The organism is Duganella lactea, from assembly GCF_009857505.1.
In the GTDB taxonomy this organism is placed as follows: Bacteria; Pseudomonadota; Gammaproteobacteria; order Burkholderiales; family Burkholderiaceae_D; genus Rugamonas; species Rugamonas lactea.
In genome coordinates, this window is sequence record NZ_WWCP01000002.1 from 89,317 (window position 1) to 105,326 (window position 16,010).

The following is a 16,010-nucleotide window of genomic DNA, read 5'->3' on the forward strand; positions in this document are numbered from 1 at the left end:
ATTTACCTCCGCGTCACATCCCCCGGAACAGGTCGACGTAGTTACGGCTGACGACCAGTTGTTCCGGGCGGCCCTTCAGCTGCACCATCAAGCGCCCGCGAAAATCCTGCTTCGTGCCGGCCACGTGGCGGGCGGCGACGATCACACTGCGGTGTATCTGCCAGAACCGCTGTTCATCGAGCTGCTCGCGCAGCTTGCTGATCGGCGTGCGGATCAGACTCTCGCCGTCCTCCACGAACACGCTGGTGTACTTGTCATTACTCTGGAAGTAGATCACGTCATCGATCGGAATCAGCCGTGTTTCGTCGCCGTGCGTGGCGCGTATCCACTGCAATGGCGCCGACACCGGGGCCGGCGCGGGAGCGGCAATGGCCGCGCCGCCCGCCAGTTGCGCCAGCAACGCCTGTAATGCGGCCGCCGGCACGGCGCCCTCGCCCGCCGCAGGCTTCAACCGTGCCTTCAGTTTCGCGACAGTCTTCTCCAGCCGTTCCAGATTCGCTGGTTTCAGCAAGTAATCCACCGCCGCATGCTCGAACGCTTCGACCGCGTACTGGTCATACGCGGTGACGAAGACGATATGCGGCGGCTTCGGACTATCGACCAATTTGGCGGCGACATCAAGACCGGTCAGGCCGGGCATGCGGATATCGAGGAATGCCACCTCCGGCGCCTCATCATCGATCATGCGCAGCGCTTCAAGGCCGTTGGCGGCGCGGGCGACCACGCGCAACTCCGGCCAAACGGTTTTCAGCTGGCTTTCAAGGTATTCGCGCAGATGGGCTTCATCATCTGCGATCAGGGCACGGACGGTATCGATGTTGGACTCGCATTCAAAGGCAGCATCAGGCGAACCGTCATGCCGCAGGGGTTATTTTCTAATAATTCTACCTTGGCGGAAGGGCCGTATAAACTGCGCAAGCGCTCGCGCAGATTGCTCAGCCCCACGCCGCCGCCAGGCTTGCGCGGCGCGTTCTCGTTCAGGCCAGCGCCGGTGTCGCTGATGCGCACCGCCACATGCTCGCCTTCGATGCGGGCGCTGACGACGATCTCACCTCCTTCCACCTTCGGTTCAAGGCCATGTGCGATGGCGTTTTCCACCACCGGCTGGAGCAGCATCGGCGCAATGCGAAAATGGCGCAACTCATCCGGCACGTCGATGCGATAGCGCAGGCGCTCGCCCATGCGCACCGCCAGCACGTCCAGATAAGCGGCGATCAGTGTCGACTCCGAGGCGAGCGTCACTTCGTCGCTGCGGCTCGCCGCCAGGCTGGCGCGCAGATAATCGATGAAGCGCTCCAGCATGTTCTGCGCCCTGGCCGGCTGTGGGCCGATCAGACTGACCACATTGGCCAGCGTGTTATACAGGAAGTGCGGCTCGATCTGCGCCTGCAAGGCCCGCAGCCGCGCCTCGGCCAACATGCGCGCGCTGGCGGCGGCGAACTCCTTCTGCTGTGCTTCGGCCACGGCCAGCGCGGCGCGCCGCTCTGCGGCTTTGCGCACCAGGTACATCAGGAACGCCACGATGGCCGCAACAATCAGTGCCTGCATCAGTATTCCCGGATGCTTAAGCACCTTGATCGGATCAACGCCCTTCCAGATCAGGTTACCCACGCTGATGCCAAACAGCACACTGATGCTCATCAACGTCATGCTGAACAGGAGACGCGGCAGCCCGCGCGCGCGGCTCGGCCAACCGCTCAGCAAGTGGTTCGCGACGACCAAGCCACCGTGGATCATGGCGCCGATCAGCAAGGACATGATCAATATCGGCCATAGATGTTCAGTCACCGGGAGGCTCTCTGGTCCGAACAGCATCGACATGCCGGTGAACGGCAGCGCCATGAGGCAGCTCCAGATCACGGTGTACAGGATGTCGTGCGGCCACGCTTGCGGCCAGCGGCGGAAAAACGGGATCAGTTCCAGCGGGTGCGCCCGCTGAGGCGCGCAATTTTGTTCAGTCATGCTTGAAAGTTACCATGAAAGCAAACCGGCGCGCGATAAGGCAGCCGCGCCAACGCCAATGGGCCGGCCTTGATGTTGTGCGCATCAAACACCGTCAGCACGCTCTGAGCGCGGCGCGTGTCTTGCGCCACGCCGACCACATAGCCATCGGTCTCCGAACGCGCGCCGCGACGCGGCACCAGCACATGCTCCTCGACCTGCCAGCCGGTGCCGAAGGCGTAGCCATCGACCTTGCCGGTGTCGGTGTCGATCAGATTCACGCTATCGAGTATCAGTTCGCGTCCGCTGGCGCCCAGCACCAGCAGCTTGCGATGGCGCGCCGAGACCACCTGCGGCATCACGCGCGGGAATTCGCTCACGCCGAACAACCGCGCTTCACGCGCCACGCCACTGGCGTAATCGAGCGTGATCTGCACCGTGCTGGCGGGATTATCGGCCACCATGCGGGCGGCGCCGCGCATTGGCAAGCCGACTTTGCGCAAGGCGTCGCCTTCATGCAGGACCGCGTCCAGCCGCGTGCAGGCGCCGTCCTCGTAGGCATTCCCCAGATGAAAAACCGAACGCGCCGGCAATTCAAAGACCTGGCGCAGCGCCAGCGTGTCCTTGGAAATCACCACCGCGCGCAGCGGACGACGATCCCCCGCCCAGTGCAGGCGATCCGCGAAACTGGTGTCCGGTTCCGAGCCCAGATCATACGGCGAGACCAGGAAAATCAGATGACGGCCGCTGACCACAAAGTCGTGGACCATATTCAATTGCGGCACGGGCAGCCCGGCGGTGCGCGTGACCTCGCCCTGTGCGTTGAGGCGGTAGATGATCAACTGGTTCGCACCCGGCGCGCTGCCGAAGTTCCACAGGCCGCCATCCGGGTCCATCTTGGGATGGGCCGAAAACGGCATCGCCTTCAGGTCCTTGCGCCAGGTCTTGATGCCTCGGATGGCCAGGGTGTCCGGGTCCAACTCGGTGGCCGAGCCGCCTTCCCACAGCGCATAAACGCGGCCATCCAGCGGCAGCAGGTTGGTGTTCGCGACATTGATCGCGTCATTATTCTTGACGCCCTTGCGGTCTATATAAGTGCCAAAGGCTGGATACAGAAATTTTCCGGCATTGCTCTCTTCAATAAACTTTTGCGTGACGACGAAGCGGCCGATGTGGCTTACCTTGCCGTCGCGGATCTGCCAGCGCTGCGCAAAGCCGTCGCCATCGAACCAGTGGTGATAACGTTCGCCCCCCAGTTCAAAGCGTCCCGGCCCGTTGCGGTAAAAAACGCCATTCAGGTCCTTGGGCAGATGGCCCAGCACGGTGGCCTCGCCGGCCACGTCGCCGGTATGATCGGCATACGTCAGCAGACGCGCGTTGCACTCCAGCGCGGCGTGAAAACTCTGGTAAGTCAGGTTGTCGGCCAGCGCGGAGGTGGACGCGAGGCCCAGTGCCGCAACGCTCAGGAATTGACGGCGATTGCTCATGACGGTCACCTCAGCGCAGGTTGACGGTGGCGGTGGCGCCGGCTTCCGGCAGCACGATGCGCGCGTCCTCGTAGCGCGGCGCACCACGCTTGCCCATGGCGTTATTGCTGAAACCATAGTCCTCGGTGGGAATGCCCATCATATTGAGGTCCATTTTGCCGTTGTTGTTGGCATCGTGGTAGACCGCGAAAGCATAGTCACCGGCCGGCAAGTCAGACACCTTCAGCTCCACCGTGCCCTGGCGCGCCGGCGCGGCGGTGGCGCCCACCGGCTTGGCGAGGAAGGTCTCGGCCGAGTTGTAGATAGCCACCTTGACGTCGCCATCCACGCTGGCCACACCGTCAACACGGATAGTCAGGTCGGCGGCGTGGGATGGCAAGGCGGCGGCAAACAGCAAGGCGATGATCAAACGGTACATGGTGTGCTCCTGGGTGGATGAAAGTGTGATGCCACTTTATCCAGGCGCCAGGGCCGCCGGGCCGCCGTGCGACCAACTACCGCTGGCCGGCGCGAAGTGCATCCCAGTGGCGCGAAATGATGTCCAGCATCTGCTCCACGTCCAGCGGTTTGGCGATAAAGTCGTTCATGCCGGCCGCCATGCACTGATCCTGTTCGGATTTCATCACGCCCGCCGTCATGGCCAGCACCGGCAGTGTGAGACCCAGCGCATGGCGGATCTGGCGCGTGGCCTCGTAGCCATCCATCACCGGCATCTGCACGTCCATCAGCACAATATCGTAGTCGCTGGCGCGCTCGCGCAGGCGCTCCACCGCCAATTGACCGTTTTCGGCCATGTCCACCAGCGCCCCCGCGTGCTCCAGCATGCCGCGCGCCACCACCTGATTCAACGGGTGGTCCTCGACCAGCAGCAGACGCAGTCCTTGCAGGCGTGGCGTCGCCTGCACTGGCGGAGGCGCCTCGACCACCGGCGCCGACATCACCCAACCCTCGGCGGTCGATTGCTGGAAGGCCGGATGCTCCACTTCAGCGCCTTCCTCGGCCACCGCCAACGGCAGCGTGACTACAAACTCGCTACCCGCGCCAGGCGTGCTGCACACCGTGATGCCACCGCCCATCAACTCCGCCAGGCGCCGGCAGATCGCCAGCCCCAGGCCGGTGCCGCCGAAGCGGCGCGTGGTCGAGGCGTCGGCCTGATGAAACGCCGAGAACAAGCGCGCCTGCTGCACCGCGTCCATGCCGATGCCGGTGTCGCGCACCGCAAAGCGCACACGCGCCATCCCGCGCTGCACCGCGCCATCCAGTTGCACGCGCAACCTCACGCTGCCATGCTCCGTGAACTTGACCGCGTTGCCCACCAGATTAATCAGAATCTGCTGCAGCCGCATCGCGTCGCCCACCAGCACCGCCGGCACGCCGTCATCGGCGCCGACATCGAGCGTGATGCCACGGGAATTCGCGTGTACCGTCATCACGTTGGACACCGCGTCCAGCACCTCGGCCAACATGAAGGTCCGCGGCGCCAATTCCATGCGTCCGGCCTCGATCTTGGAAAAGTCCAGTACATCATTCAGGATGCCCAACAGGCCCTGGCCGGATGAACGTATCATGCCCACATATTCCTTCTGCGTTTGAGTCAAAGGGGTATTTTCCAGCAAGTAGGCCACGCCCAGCACCGCGTTCATCGGCGTGCGGATTTCGTGACTCATATTGGCGACAAACTCGCTCTTGGCGCGGCTGGCGGCTTCCGCACGTTGCTCGTTCTGCTTGCGGTCCGTGATGTTCATGGCGGTCAGGTAGAAGCCTATCACCTTGCCATCCTGCGCCATGTCCGGCACCAGATCGACCAGGAAGTGACGCACACCCTCGGCGCCGGGAAAGTCGCGTTCGAACTGCAAGCGACGGCCGGCCAGCGCTGAACGCAACTCGTCCAACCACGGATCGGCTTGAGGGCCAAACACCTCGCTGACGGTTTTCCCCAACATCGACTCGGTATCAAACCCGAATTGGCTGCGATAATAGGCGTTAACGAAACGGTAGCGCAATTCATGGTCCAGGTAAGCGATCAGCAGCGGCAAGGTATCGGCCAGCACGCGGGCGCGCCGCCGACTTTCCTCGACACGCTGCTGCGCCTCTTCGCGACCGGCTTTCTGACGGGCGTTGCTCATCAGGGACAGCAGGCCGACCAGCGCGGCGAAGACCACCGACACGGCAACGATCACGGTATCGTTGGAAGGCAGAGACAAGGTTAACTCGCTGTGAACAGAATGAGAAAATATAACCCGTCAGGGCGCCGAATGCCAAACCAATATGACAATATTTACGTTATAGTGGTTCATCGTTGACAACCACAGATTACCGCCATGCGCGCGTTTGTGCTGCTTACACTGTGCTACGCAATGACAGCCCACGCCAGTCTGATGCTGGCGTTCGCGCATACCAACGCGACGCCGGTCTGGCCGCCGTCGGGCATCGCCTTCGCCGCGCTGCTGGTGATGGGCTACCGCGCCTGGCCGGCGATCTTCGCCGGCGCCCTGATCGCCAACCTCACCACCTTCCATGCCAACGGCGTCACGCTGGACGGCAGCGCGATCATCGCGTCGCTGTGCATCGCCTTCGGCAACGTGCTGGAGGCACTGTCCGGTGTATGGCTGGTGCGGCGCTACTTCGACGTCAAGGGCCCCATCGGCCAGCAGCAGAACGTCTATAAATTCGCGGTGGTGGCGATGGCCATGTGCGCGGTCGGCGCCGGCATCGGCAGCACCACCATGGTGCTCAGCGGCTTGGCGCCGCAGGCGGCCCACGGCGTCATCGCGCTGACCTGGTGGATTGGCGACACCACGGGCGTGCTGCTGTTCGGGCCCGCCATCGTGGTCTGGTGCGTGCGGCGTCCGCCGCGCTGGAACTGGCGCGGCGGCCTGAGAATCGGCGCCGCGCTGGCAATGCTGGTGGCGCTGTCGTATCTGGTGTTCGGCCGCCGCTACACGTCCGACGATGGCCTCGGATGGCTGCCCTACCTGTTTGTGCTGGCCATCGCCTGGTCTTCCCACCGTTATGGTTTGCGCGGCGCCAGCACGGTATGCATCATCACCGCCGGCGCGGCGGTGATGGGCACCATCAATGGACGCGGGCCGTTTGCGGTCGGCACGCTGAACGATGCGCTGATCGCGCTGGCCAGCTTCATCATGCTGTGCAGCCTGATCGCCATGGTGCTGAGCGCCGACGCCAGTGAGCGCAAGCGTGCCGGTGACGACGCGGTCAACTACAGCGCGGCGCAGTGGGCCACGCTGCTGATCGGCGTCGGCCTGACGGTGGCGGTGTGGCATCTGCTGGCGGCCAGCACCGAACGCCGCGCGCAAGAGCAGTTCGCGGCCGAATGCGAAGACATCGCCATGCGCATCGCGCGCCGCATGACGCTCTACGAATCGGGCCTGCGGGGCGCGCAGGCGCTGTTCAAGGCGCAGGAAAATCCCACCCGCGACCAATGGCGCGACTTTGCCGAGGCCATGGATCTGCCGCACAACTTCCCCGGCGTGATGGCCTTGGGCTACGCCACAGTGCTGCGTCCCGAGCAGCGCGCGGCCGCCGAGAAAGAGATCCGCTACCAGGGCTACGAGGACTTTCACATCTGGAGCAATCACCAGGGCGACGATCCGGGGATGTCGGCGGTGGTGATGTACATCGAACCATTCTCCGGCCGCAATCTGCGCGCCTTCGGCTATGACATGATGTCGGAGCCCACGCGCCGCGTGGCGCTGACGCAGGCGGCGATCAGCGGTACGCCAACGGTCAGCGCCAAGGTGGTGCTGGTGCAGGACGAACTAAGCGCCACCCTGCCTGGCTTCCTGATGTACTTCCCGGTGTACCGCAAGCAAGCGCATCTCGCGGCGGAGGCCACGCCGGAGCAGCGCATCGCGGCGCTGCAGGGCTTCGCCTACAGCCCGATACGCGCCGACGAATTAATGCGCGATCTGCTCGGCCCCGTCGATCGCACGGTGCGGATGGAGATCTTCGACGGCAAGGCCACCACGCCGGCGGCGCTGCTGTTTGCCAGCGAACCAACGCAGGCCGATCCGCGGCAATATCCCAACCCTTACCAACGCACCATGCCGCTGCCGCTGATGCATCATCAGTGGACGCTGCGTTTCGCCTCGCAGCCAGCGTTTGAAGACGCGATCGACCGGCAGAAATCGCACATCGTGCTGCTGGCCGGTGTGATTATCAGCCTGCTGTTCTTCGGCGTGGTGCGCGCACTGACGGCGCGCCAGGCCTACGCCACCGCGCTGGCCAAACAGATGACCGGCGCGCTGCGCAAGTCGGAAAGCTCGCTGATCGCCGCGCGCGACCAGGCGGAGGCGGCCAGCCACGCCAAGAGCGAGTTTGTCGCCAACATGAGTCATGAAATCCGTACGCCGCTCAACGCGGTGCTGGGCATGGCGCATTTGCTGGGCAATACCGCGCTGTCCGCCGAGCAGCAGAAATATGTCGAGATGATCCGCTCGTCCGGCAACTCGCTGCTCAGCATCCTGAACGACGTGTTGGACTTTTCCAAAATCGAAGCCGGCCGCATGGAGCTGGCGCCGGCGCCCTTCCAGCTGACCGCCATGCTGGAAGCGGTCGCCACCATCATGACCGTCAACGCCGGCGAAAAGGATCTGGAACTGGCGATCGGCGTCGAGCCGGGCGTGCCGCAGTCGCTGGTGGGCGACGGTCACCGCTTGCAGCAGGTGCTGGTCAACCTGGTGGGCAACGCCATCAAGTTCACTGAAAAAGGCGCGGTGTCGGTGCTGGTGGAACTGGCCGACGCGCCGGCCACGCTGCGCTTCACAGTGCGCGACAGCGGCATCGGCATCCCGGCCGATCGTGTGACGCAGCTGTTCGCGCCCTTCTCGCAGGCCGACGCCTCGATGACGCGCCGCTTCGGCGGCACCGGCCTTGGTCTGGCCATTTCGCGCCGCATCGCCGCGCTGATGGGCGGCGCCATCGACGTCCGCAGCACACCGGGCGTCGGCAGTGAATTCATGCTCATGGTGCCGCTGCAAGTCGGCGCGGAAGCGGTGCACGAGCGTTTGGGAAGCGTGCAGCACTTGCTGGTGGTGGACGACGACGCCACCAGCGCCGACTACCTGTGCCGCAGCATCGCCGCGCGCGGCTGGACCTGCGACAGCGCCAGCACCGGCGAACAGGCACTGGCGCTGCTGCGCCGTGCGAACGCCCGCCATGACGCCGTGCTGGTGGACTGGGACATGCCAGGCATGTCCGGCCTGGCCACCATGCAGGCCATCCGCGCCGACGCCGCCATCGCCAAGGCGCCGGTGCTGCTGATGATCAGCGCATTCGGCCAGGGCAAGCTGCTGCACACCGACGGCGCGCAGGCCGCCGACGCCGTGCTGCTCAAACCCGTCACCGTCACCCGCCTGGCCGAAGCGCTACAACAGGCGCACGCCCAAGACGCCACGCCGGCGGCTGACAGCGACGCCGGCCAGCGCCTTGACGGCGTGCGCATCCTGCTGGTCGAGGACAACCCGGTCAACCAGCTCGTCGCCAGCACCATGCTGGGCCACGCCGGCGCGCTGATCGAAACGGTGGACAACGGCCGCGCCGCCGTCGAGCATCTGCGCGGCGAAGCGCACCGCTACGATCTGGTGCTGATGGATGTACAGATGCCGGAGATGGACGGCTTCGAAGCCACCACCATCATCCGCAACGAGCTGGGACTGCGTCTGCCGGTGCTGGCCATGACCGCCGGCGTCATGGCGTCCGAACGCGAACATTGCATCGCCTGCGGCATGAACGACTTCATCGCCAAGCCAATCGACGTTGAAGAAATGCTGCGCGCCATCGCCCGCAACCTCCCGCCCCCACAGCGCGCCGCCACCATCGGTTAGGATTTTCGCCACGTGTGCAAGCGGCCCGGATTTAATGTAGTATTCTATATATACCTTTTAGGACGAACGTCATGAAAACCATTCCCGATAGCGCGGTCTTCTACAAAAGCACCGCCGTTTTTACCCAGGACACGGTGCCCGCCGCGCTCCAACAAGGCCATACCACCGCCGGCGACGTATGGGCGCGCATCCGCGTCCTCGAAGGCAGCCTGCGATACCGCATCACCGATCCGTGCGTGCCACCGGAAGAGGTGCTGCTAACGCCCGATCATCCCGGCGTGGTGGAACCGCGTATCGAACATCAGGTCCAGGTGGTCGGGCCGGTGCGTTTTCAACTGGACTTCCACCGCTAACTAACCTTCGATCACCAGCGGATCGCGCAAGCGCTTGCGCGAGTTGCGCGCGTGCGGCACCCAGGCGTGGGTTTGCCAGCGGCGCCACATGATCAAGCCGCGTATCCATTCGTCGGCGGCGTAGGCGATCCACACGCCAGGCAGGCCCCAGCCCAGCACCACGCCCAGCAACCAACTGCCGCCGGCCAGCACGAATAGCATCGAGAACGCGCCCGCCATCACCGGGAAGCGGGCGTCGCCGGCCGCGCGCAGGGCGTTGATCACCACCAGATTGAAGGTGCGGCCCGGTTCCAGCACCACCGTGATCCACAGCAGCGTGGCGCCGGCGGCCAGGATCTCCTGATCCTGCGTGAACCAGCCTAGCAGCCATCGACCCAGCAACGCCGCGCTGGCGGCGATCAGCACGCAAACCACCAGCCCACGCGCCAGCGCGCGCTTGACGACGCGATGCGCCTCGCGCAACTGACCGGCGCCGATCAGATAACCCACGACGATTTCCACCGCCAGCCCGGTGGCGATACTGAACATCATCACGCCGCCCATCAATTGCAGCACGTAGGCCTGCGTCGCCAGCGCCCTGGCGCCCAGTTCCGCCGCCGTCGCCACGCTGACCATGAAGGCCAGGCGCCAGGCGATGTTCTCCGCCGCTCCCGGCAGGCCGATATGCAGCACCGCCGCCAGCTCGCGCCGCGGCAGCCGCCACCAGTCCGCGCGCACCAGCGTGATGCCGAGGTGGATACGCCACATCAGCAAATGCAGCGCCAACCCGAGCATGCGGCTGACCGCCAGCGCCAGCGCGTAGCCCGGCAGCCCGAGCGCCGGCAGCGCCCCCCAGCCGTACATCAACGGCAGCGCAAGCAGCAGATGGCTGACGTGCATGATGACCAGCACCACCAGCGTGTCGCGCGTGCGCAGGTGTGCGCGCATCACACCGGCCATCGACGCGTTCCAGGCGTCGAACAGCATCGCCGGCCCGAGCGCGATCAGCAAGGGCGCGGCCAGCGGGAACACCTCGGCCGGCGTATTCAACAGATGCAGCAGGCCATGCGAGCCGGCCATCGCAATCAGGCCGGTGGCGACGCCCAGCCAGGTGCTGGCGCCGACCACGGCGCGCGCCACCTTGTTGGCCGCCTCGCGCTGACCGCCGCCCAAGTTTTGCGTGACCACCACGCTGACGCCCGCACCGATGATGCGGAACAGGATGAACAGCGCCGCCGACACCTGGCTGGCGATGGCAAACGCGCCGCCCGCCTGGTCCGAGATGCGCGACGCCAGCGCGGTGCCGATAATGCTGGAGGCGATCGCCAGGCCCAGTTCCACCAACAGGGGCCAGGCGAGGTTGAACATCGGAGGCGTGCGGACAGTGGTTCTGGCAACGGGCATAAAAAAAGGAGGGGTCCACTAAAGGACCGTATTTTATAACACGCGATACGCCTGGCTGGCGGGAATGGTGAAGCGCACCAGCGTGCCGCCTTGTTTGTCCCGGCGCGCGATATTCAGATTGCCGCCCATGCGCTGCAACCGTTCGCGCATGCCGACGATCCCGAAATGGCCGGTCTTGCCGGCGCCGGCCAGCGCGCCGTCGATACCCACGCCATCGTCGATAACCTGCCCCACCACCTGGTCGTCGTCGAATTGCAAGTGCACCTGGATCTGGCTTGCCTGCGCGTGCCGCGCGCTATTCAGCACCGCCTCGCGCACCACGCAGATAATCTCCTCGACCGTCGTTGCGGTGACGCGTCCAGCGCAGCCTTCGACGACAAACTCCAGTTTCTGCGCAATGTCGGGCGCCATGCCGGCGATCATGCGCCGCAATTCACCGGTCCAGTCATCCTCCAGATTAACGCTGCGCAGTCCCATCACCTCGTCGCGGGTTTCCTGCACCAGTTGCTGGGCGTGGTCCAGCACCGCCTCGATCTTCGCTTGCAGTTCCGGCTCCCTGGTCAGTTTGGACTGCACTAGATGAAACTGCATCATCAGCGCCTGCACCGCCTGCAGCAGGTTGTCATGCAACGAACGGACGATGCGGCCGCGCTCCTGCAACGTGGCATGCCACTGTCCTTCCGCGTAATCGAGGGCGCGCGCCTTGACGATGGCCACGCGCCAGCGGTACAAGCGCCAGGCCGTCAGCGCCAGCAACAGCCCACACACCGCCCGGAACCACGCGGTCTGCCAGAACGCCGGGGCGATGGTGAACACCAGTTCCGCGCCCTGCAGATTCCAAACGCCGTCCTCATTGGCGGCAATCACCTGAAAGCTGTATTTGCCCGGCGCCAGATTGGTGTAATGCGCGGCGCGCTCCTGCTGGATTTCGCGCCACTCCCGGTCAACGCCATCGAGCCGGTACTTGATGCGTACCCGCTCCGGGATCGACAACGACGGCGCGGTAAAGCCGATATCCACGGCGGTGGTCAGCTCCGGCAGCACCGTCCCGCTGACCGGGGGATATTGCCTGTCCGGCGTGGCAAGCGAGCGAATCAGCACATCAGGCGGACGGGGATTGCGGCGTATCGTGTCCGGGTCCGCCCACCCGACCTGTAACATCGTCGCGTAGTAGACGCGGCCTTCGCCGTCGAGCGCCAGCGATGGCAGCGGTCTGGTGGGCGAGGCCACGCCGCGCACGCCGTCTTCAAAATTGAACAATTCCGTCTCCAGGACCGTCCGCGGCGCGTGCCAAAACTTTTCCAGCCCGCCAGCCGACAGCACGTGCAAGCCCTCGTCGCCATGCATCCACAGCCGGCCCGCGTGGTCGAGCACCATGCCGGTGACGCGTTGCACCGGCTGCGCTCGACGGAACTGCATCATTTGCACACCTTGCGGCGCCACCCAGGCCACCCCGGCATCGCCGCTGATCAGCAACCGGCCGCCGATCTCCAGCATGCTTAACACGTTGCCGATCTGGAGCTTGAGCCGTGCCGAGACCAGGTCCATGCCATCGGGCGTCAGCAGTCCCAGCCGGCTATCGGTAAAGCCGACCCAGGTTCGGCCGGCGCCATCCGTCAGCATGCTGATCGGCGTCGCGTCCTTGAGATGCGCGGCCCGCTGGTCCTGCGTCCAAACACCCTGATCGAACCGCCATAGACCATTGCGCATGATCGACACCAGCAACGTACCGCCCGCCTCCCTGGCCAGCGCCTGGATACCGAACTGATTCTGCAGTTGCGCCGGCAGCGGCCAGCGCCGCTCGCTGTTTTGGTTAAACTCCCATAGCTCGCTTTCGGTGCCGAGCCACACCTGCCCCGGCGATACGCGCAGCGAGACATTCGGCGAGATCAATTGGGTTGCCTGCACCGTGCCGTCGGATTTCAGGCGTTGCATCGTGTCACGGGCGCCGCCGATCCACATTTCGTCCCCGATGCCGCGTTGGACGAACCAGAGCCAATCTTGCATTTTAATGTGATGGAAACGCTGAAGCCGCAAGCGTTGCACCGCCGCCGTCCTGGCCTCCCACAGATTACCTTCGCGATCCAGCAGCGCTAAAAAAGGCAAGTTGCCCAACGCCGCCACCGCGTCATAAAAGGGGGGATAAAACTCGGTCTCTCGCCAGCGCCCGTCGGCGTCCTGCACCAGCTGGCCCAGCCCACCGTCGCGTGCGCCCAACAAGATGCGCGCCGGACCTTGGACCAGGCTCGCATAACGCCGGGGTTCACCGAGCGGCAACAGCTCAATCCGACCGGAGCGTTCGATATTGGCGAATTCACCGCTCTCCAGCTTGACACGGAGCACGCCATTGACGGATGAGATGGTCGATGACGGATTGATCCTGGCGACCAGGGAAAATTGATCCGTCGCGTTATCGAACGCATACAGACCGGTGCCCAGCTGGGCCCACAGTGTGCCGCTGCGATCGATGGCGATGATGCTGGGGGTTTTCTTCGGAAAACTTCGGGTACCGAGCGCTTGCCACGTCTGGCCCCGCAGCGCGACGATGGCCGTCGAGGTACAGGCATACAAATGCCCCTGCGCGTCGCTGATGATTTGCTGGGTGGAACCCAGCGGAAAATCTGTCCCCGGCCGGAAGTGTCGCACGCCCTGCGGTGAAAACAGGCTGACGCCGCCGAACTTGTAGCCCACCGCCAAGCCATTATCGGGCAAAGCCAGCACCGATAAGGTATTCGACGAGACCAGCGCGTGGCCAAACACTTCGGTCTCGCGGCGAAATGTCACGCCGTCAAAGCTGTACAGCCCCGTCAGCGACGAAAAGGCTTACCGAAGGCAGTTCACTCCCTCTATCGTAGTATTTTTCAATCGCTACGGGCGGAAGCAACGTTTTAGTCCAGGAAGTCCGCAAACTCCTTCTGCGAATAGCCCTTGAGCTTTTGCCAGGGCAAATCACGCGTCAGGCCCGGCTGCACGGTGATGTCCACGCGGTTGACGAAGGTGCCGGCCTTGTCGCCGCTCTCGATGGCCAGCGGGATCTGGCGCTGGTCATCCCACAGCACACGCTCGAACAGGCCCTTGTCCTCGCGCTCGCGCCAGCGGGCGCCGGCCACGGCCGAAGGGCGCGACGACAGCGGCATGGTCTTCAGCCGCTTGCTGTCCAGCAGATAGTAGGCGTGATCCCAGGAACCGTCGAAGCTGACGTTGCCGTATTCGGACGGCGGGATCGCCACCACGTCCTTGTCGTGGGCATCGATGAATTCGATGCGGGTCTTGCCGCCCTCCTGCACCACATGGCGCGCCAGCACCACATGGTTGAAGTGCTTGTGCGCGCCCGGCTGGTCGTCGTGGTGTTCGGCGGCGTGGGCCGGCAGCACGCGCATGGTCCAGACATGGCCGGCGCGGCGCAGCATCGTATCTTCGTAGCGCGCCTCGCGGGTCACGCCTTCGGGCGTGATCACCTTGCTGTAGTATGCGATTTTCAAGTCCAGATCGGTGGCGGAAGCGCAAACAGCCACGCTCAGCGTGGCGGCAAACAGAAACAGATTTTTCATACAACTCTTCAAGTAAAAAGGGAGCGGGTCTGTCCCGCTCCCCCAGATCATCAGAAGCCGAAGGCCGATTTCAGCAGGCTGAACACCTTGGTGTTGTCCAGCGTGCCTTTGAACGGCTTCGCGCCGGCGCCGGTGGCAAACAGCTTCACATCGCCGCCGCCGTGGGTCTCGCTGGCCAGGCGCACGCCGGTTTCCTGCAGATAGTTATCCGCCAGTACCTTGGTGCTGTCCAGGCTCACGCGGGTGTTCGGACGGTTCGGGCCGTTACCGAACACCAGCGTAGTGTAGGTGTTGCCGTCGGCATCCTTGCTGGGCTGGTTGTCGCGGTAGCCACGATTGATGTCCAGAATCGGATTGCCGCGCTTGCCGTAGCCGTTGAACGCCAGCGTGTGGTCATGGTCGGCGGTGACGATGATCAGCGTGTTGGCCAGCGTCGGGTCGGTCAGCTTGGCCTTGTCCAGCGCGGCCTTGATGGCATCGTCAAACGCGATGGTGTCGGTCAGCGCGCGCTTGGCGTTGGTGCCGTGCAGCGCGTGGTCGATCCGGCCGCCTTCCACCATCAGGAAGTAACCGTTGCTGTTCGACGCCAGCAGGTCCATCGCCTTGACCGTCATCTCAGCCAGGCTCGGCTGGGTCGCGCCCTCGCCCAGTGGCGGCGTGGCGGTGCGGTCCAGTTCGTATTCCAGATGGCTCTTGGTGCTGTACAGGCCGATGAACTTCTTGCCGGCGGTGGCCGCGCTCATCTCGGTCTTGCTGGCGGCCACGGTGTAGCCCTTGGCCGCCAATTCGGTCAGCAGGTTGCGACCATCGGCGCGGCCGGCGGTGTTGGTGGCGCTGTACGGCGTGAAGTGGTTGCGGCCGCCGCCCATCAGCACATCAACACCGTCGCCCAGCGCGGTATTGAAGCCGGCGCCGCCCGGCACCAGTTGCGCCGCGATCTGGTACTGCGCGTTGCGGTTGCAGATGTGCGACCAGGCCGTGGCCGGCGTGGCGTGGGTCAGCTCGGTGGTGGTCACCGTGCCGACCGCTTTGCCCTTGGCCTTGGCCAGTTCCAGAATGGTCGTGGCGCTGGTACCGTTGCCGGCGGCGCAGTTGTTCACGCCCAGGTTGCCGTTGACGTCCTTGCCCGGATTGGTGGCGACGGTTTCCGGCGACATCGAGATGACTTCGTTATTCATCTTCACGCCGGTCATGTAGGCGGCCATCGATGGTGCGCTGTCGGTGGTCTGCGCATCGTTCGAGTAGGTCTTGATGCGGGCGGTGCGCTCCAGCGTGTCCATGGTCAGGCTGCCCGCTTCGCCGTATTTGTAGATGCGCGAGGCGGTGATGGTCGACGGCCCCATGCCATCGCCAAGGAAGAAAATGATGTTCTTGGCTTCACCGGCGGCGTAGGCGGCCTGGGTGAAGGACAGCGCCAGCGCGGCGGCGACGAGAGTACGTTTCATGTGT

The 16,010-nt window shown here is 64.5% G+C and carries 11 protein-coding genes; 2 read left to right on the top strand and 9 right to left on the bottom strand.

Annotation, left to right across the window (positions count from 1 at the left end; genetic code table 11):
* Positions 1-13: 13 nt before the first annotated feature.
* From GTP44_RS03070 to GTP44_RS03090, 5 genes are all read right to left on the bottom strand, one after another.
* Positions 14-775 carry a LytR/AlgR family response regulator transcription factor gene (locus GTP44_RS03070; protein WP_229256776.1) on the bottom strand — a complete coding sequence of 254 codons (762 nt, stop codon included), beginning with the start codon at positions 773-775 and terminating at the stop codon, positions 14-16.
* Positions 776-795: 20 nt separating this feature from the next.
* Positions 796-1,962, bottom strand: a complete 1,167-nt coding sequence (locus GTP44_RS03075; protein WP_161018275.1) for a sensor histidine kinase — start codon at positions 1,960-1,962, stop codon at positions 796-798.
* Positions 1,959-3,428, bottom strand: coding sequence for a carotenoid oxygenase family protein (locus tag GTP44_RS03080; RefSeq protein ID WP_161018276.1), 1,470 nt, complete (start codon positions 3,426-3,428; stop codon positions 1,959-1,961). Before GTP44_RS03080 ends, GTP44_RS03075 begins: the two co-directional genes overlap by 4 nt.
* Before the next feature lie 10 nt (positions 3,429-3,438).
* On the bottom strand, positions 3,439-3,846 hold the full coding sequence (locus tag GTP44_RS03085) for a DUF2141 domain-containing protein (protein ID WP_161018277.1): 408 nt from the start codon (positions 3,844-3,846) through the stop codon (positions 3,439-3,441).
* A 76-nt stretch (positions 3,847-3,922) separates the two neighbouring features.
* A complete protein-coding gene (locus tag GTP44_RS03090; RefSeq protein WP_229256749.1) occupies positions 3,923-5,632 on the bottom strand; it encodes a PAS domain-containing hybrid sensor histidine kinase/response regulator in 1,710 nt (569 codons plus the stop codon).
* A gap of 117 nt (positions 5,633-5,749) precedes the next feature.
* On the opposite strand from GTP44_RS03090, the gene GTP44_RS03095 reads away from it, so the two are divergent.
* Positions 5,750-9,274, top strand: a complete 3,525-nt coding sequence (locus GTP44_RS03095; protein ID WP_161018278.1) for a CHASE domain-containing protein — start codon at positions 5,750-5,752, stop codon at positions 9,272-9,274.
* Positions 9,275-9,345: 71 nt separating this feature from the next.
* Complete coding sequence (locus tag GTP44_RS03100) at positions 9,346-9,627, top strand: TehB family protein (protein ID WP_161018279.1); 282 nt, start codon at positions 9,346-9,348, stop codon at positions 9,625-9,627.
* Here the strand turns inward: GTP44_RS03100 and GTP44_RS03105 are convergent, their stop codons facing one another.
* From GTP44_RS03105 to GTP44_RS03120, 4 genes are all read right to left on the bottom strand, one after another.
* A complete protein-coding gene (locus tag GTP44_RS03105) occupies positions 9,628-10,974 on the bottom strand; it encodes an MATE family efflux transporter (protein ID WP_229256751.1) in 1,347 nt (448 codons plus the stop codon).
* Positions 10,975-11,043: 69 nt separating this feature from the next.
* The gene (locus tag GTP44_RS27985) at positions 11,044-13,794 is read right to left on the bottom strand and encodes a sensor histidine kinase (protein WP_161018281.1); all 2,751 of its coding nucleotides are present in this window, start codon (positions 13,792-13,794) and stop codon (positions 11,044-11,046) included.
* Positions 13,795-13,898: 104 nt separating this feature from the next.
* Positions 13,899-14,561: a hypothetical protein gene (locus tag GTP44_RS03115; protein ID WP_161018282.1), complete on the bottom strand. Its 663-nt coding sequence runs from the start codon at positions 14,559-14,561 to the stop codon at positions 13,899-13,901.
* A 50-nt stretch (positions 14,562-14,611) separates the two neighbouring features.
* On the bottom strand, positions 14,612-16,006 hold the full coding sequence (locus tag GTP44_RS03120) for an alkaline phosphatase (RefSeq protein ID WP_160991244.1): 1,395 nt from the start codon (positions 16,004-16,006) through the stop codon (positions 14,612-14,614).
* Between the last annotated feature and the right edge of the window lie 4 nt (positions 16,007-16,010).

Excerpts from the sequence above, each read along its gene's own strand:
- GTP44_RS03075 (WP_161018275.1), bottom strand. The coding sequence starts at position 1,962 with ATGACTGAACAAAATTGCGCGCCTCAGCGGGCGCACCCGCTGGAACTG.
- GTP44_RS03080 (WP_161018276.1), bottom strand. The coding sequence starts at position 3,428 with ATGAGCAATCGCCGTCAATTCCTGAGCGTTGCGGCACTGGGCCTCGCG.
- GTP44_RS03085 (WP_161018277.1), bottom strand. The coding sequence starts at position 3,846 with ATGTACCGTTTGATCATCGCCTTGCTGTTTGCCGCCGCCTTGCCATCC.
- GTP44_RS03095 (WP_161018278.1), top strand. The coding sequence starts at position 5,750 with ATGCGCGCGTTTGTGCTGCTTACACTGTGCTACGCAATGACAGCCCAC.
- GTP44_RS03100 (WP_161018279.1), top strand. The coding sequence starts at position 9,346 with ATGAAAACCATTCCCGATAGCGCGGTCTTCTACAAAAGCACCGCCGTT.
- GTP44_RS03105 (WP_229256751.1), bottom strand. The coding sequence starts at position 10,974 with ATGTTCAACCTCGCCTGGCCCCTGTTGGTGGAACTGGGCCTGGCGATC.
- GTP44_RS03115 (WP_161018282.1), bottom strand. The coding sequence starts at position 14,561 with ATGAAAAATCTGTTTCTGTTTGCCGCCACGCTGAGCGTGGCTGTTTGC.
- GTP44_RS03120 (WP_160991244.1), bottom strand. The coding sequence starts at position 16,006 with ATGAAACGTACTCTCGTCGCCGCCGCGCTGGCGCTGTCCTTCACCCAG.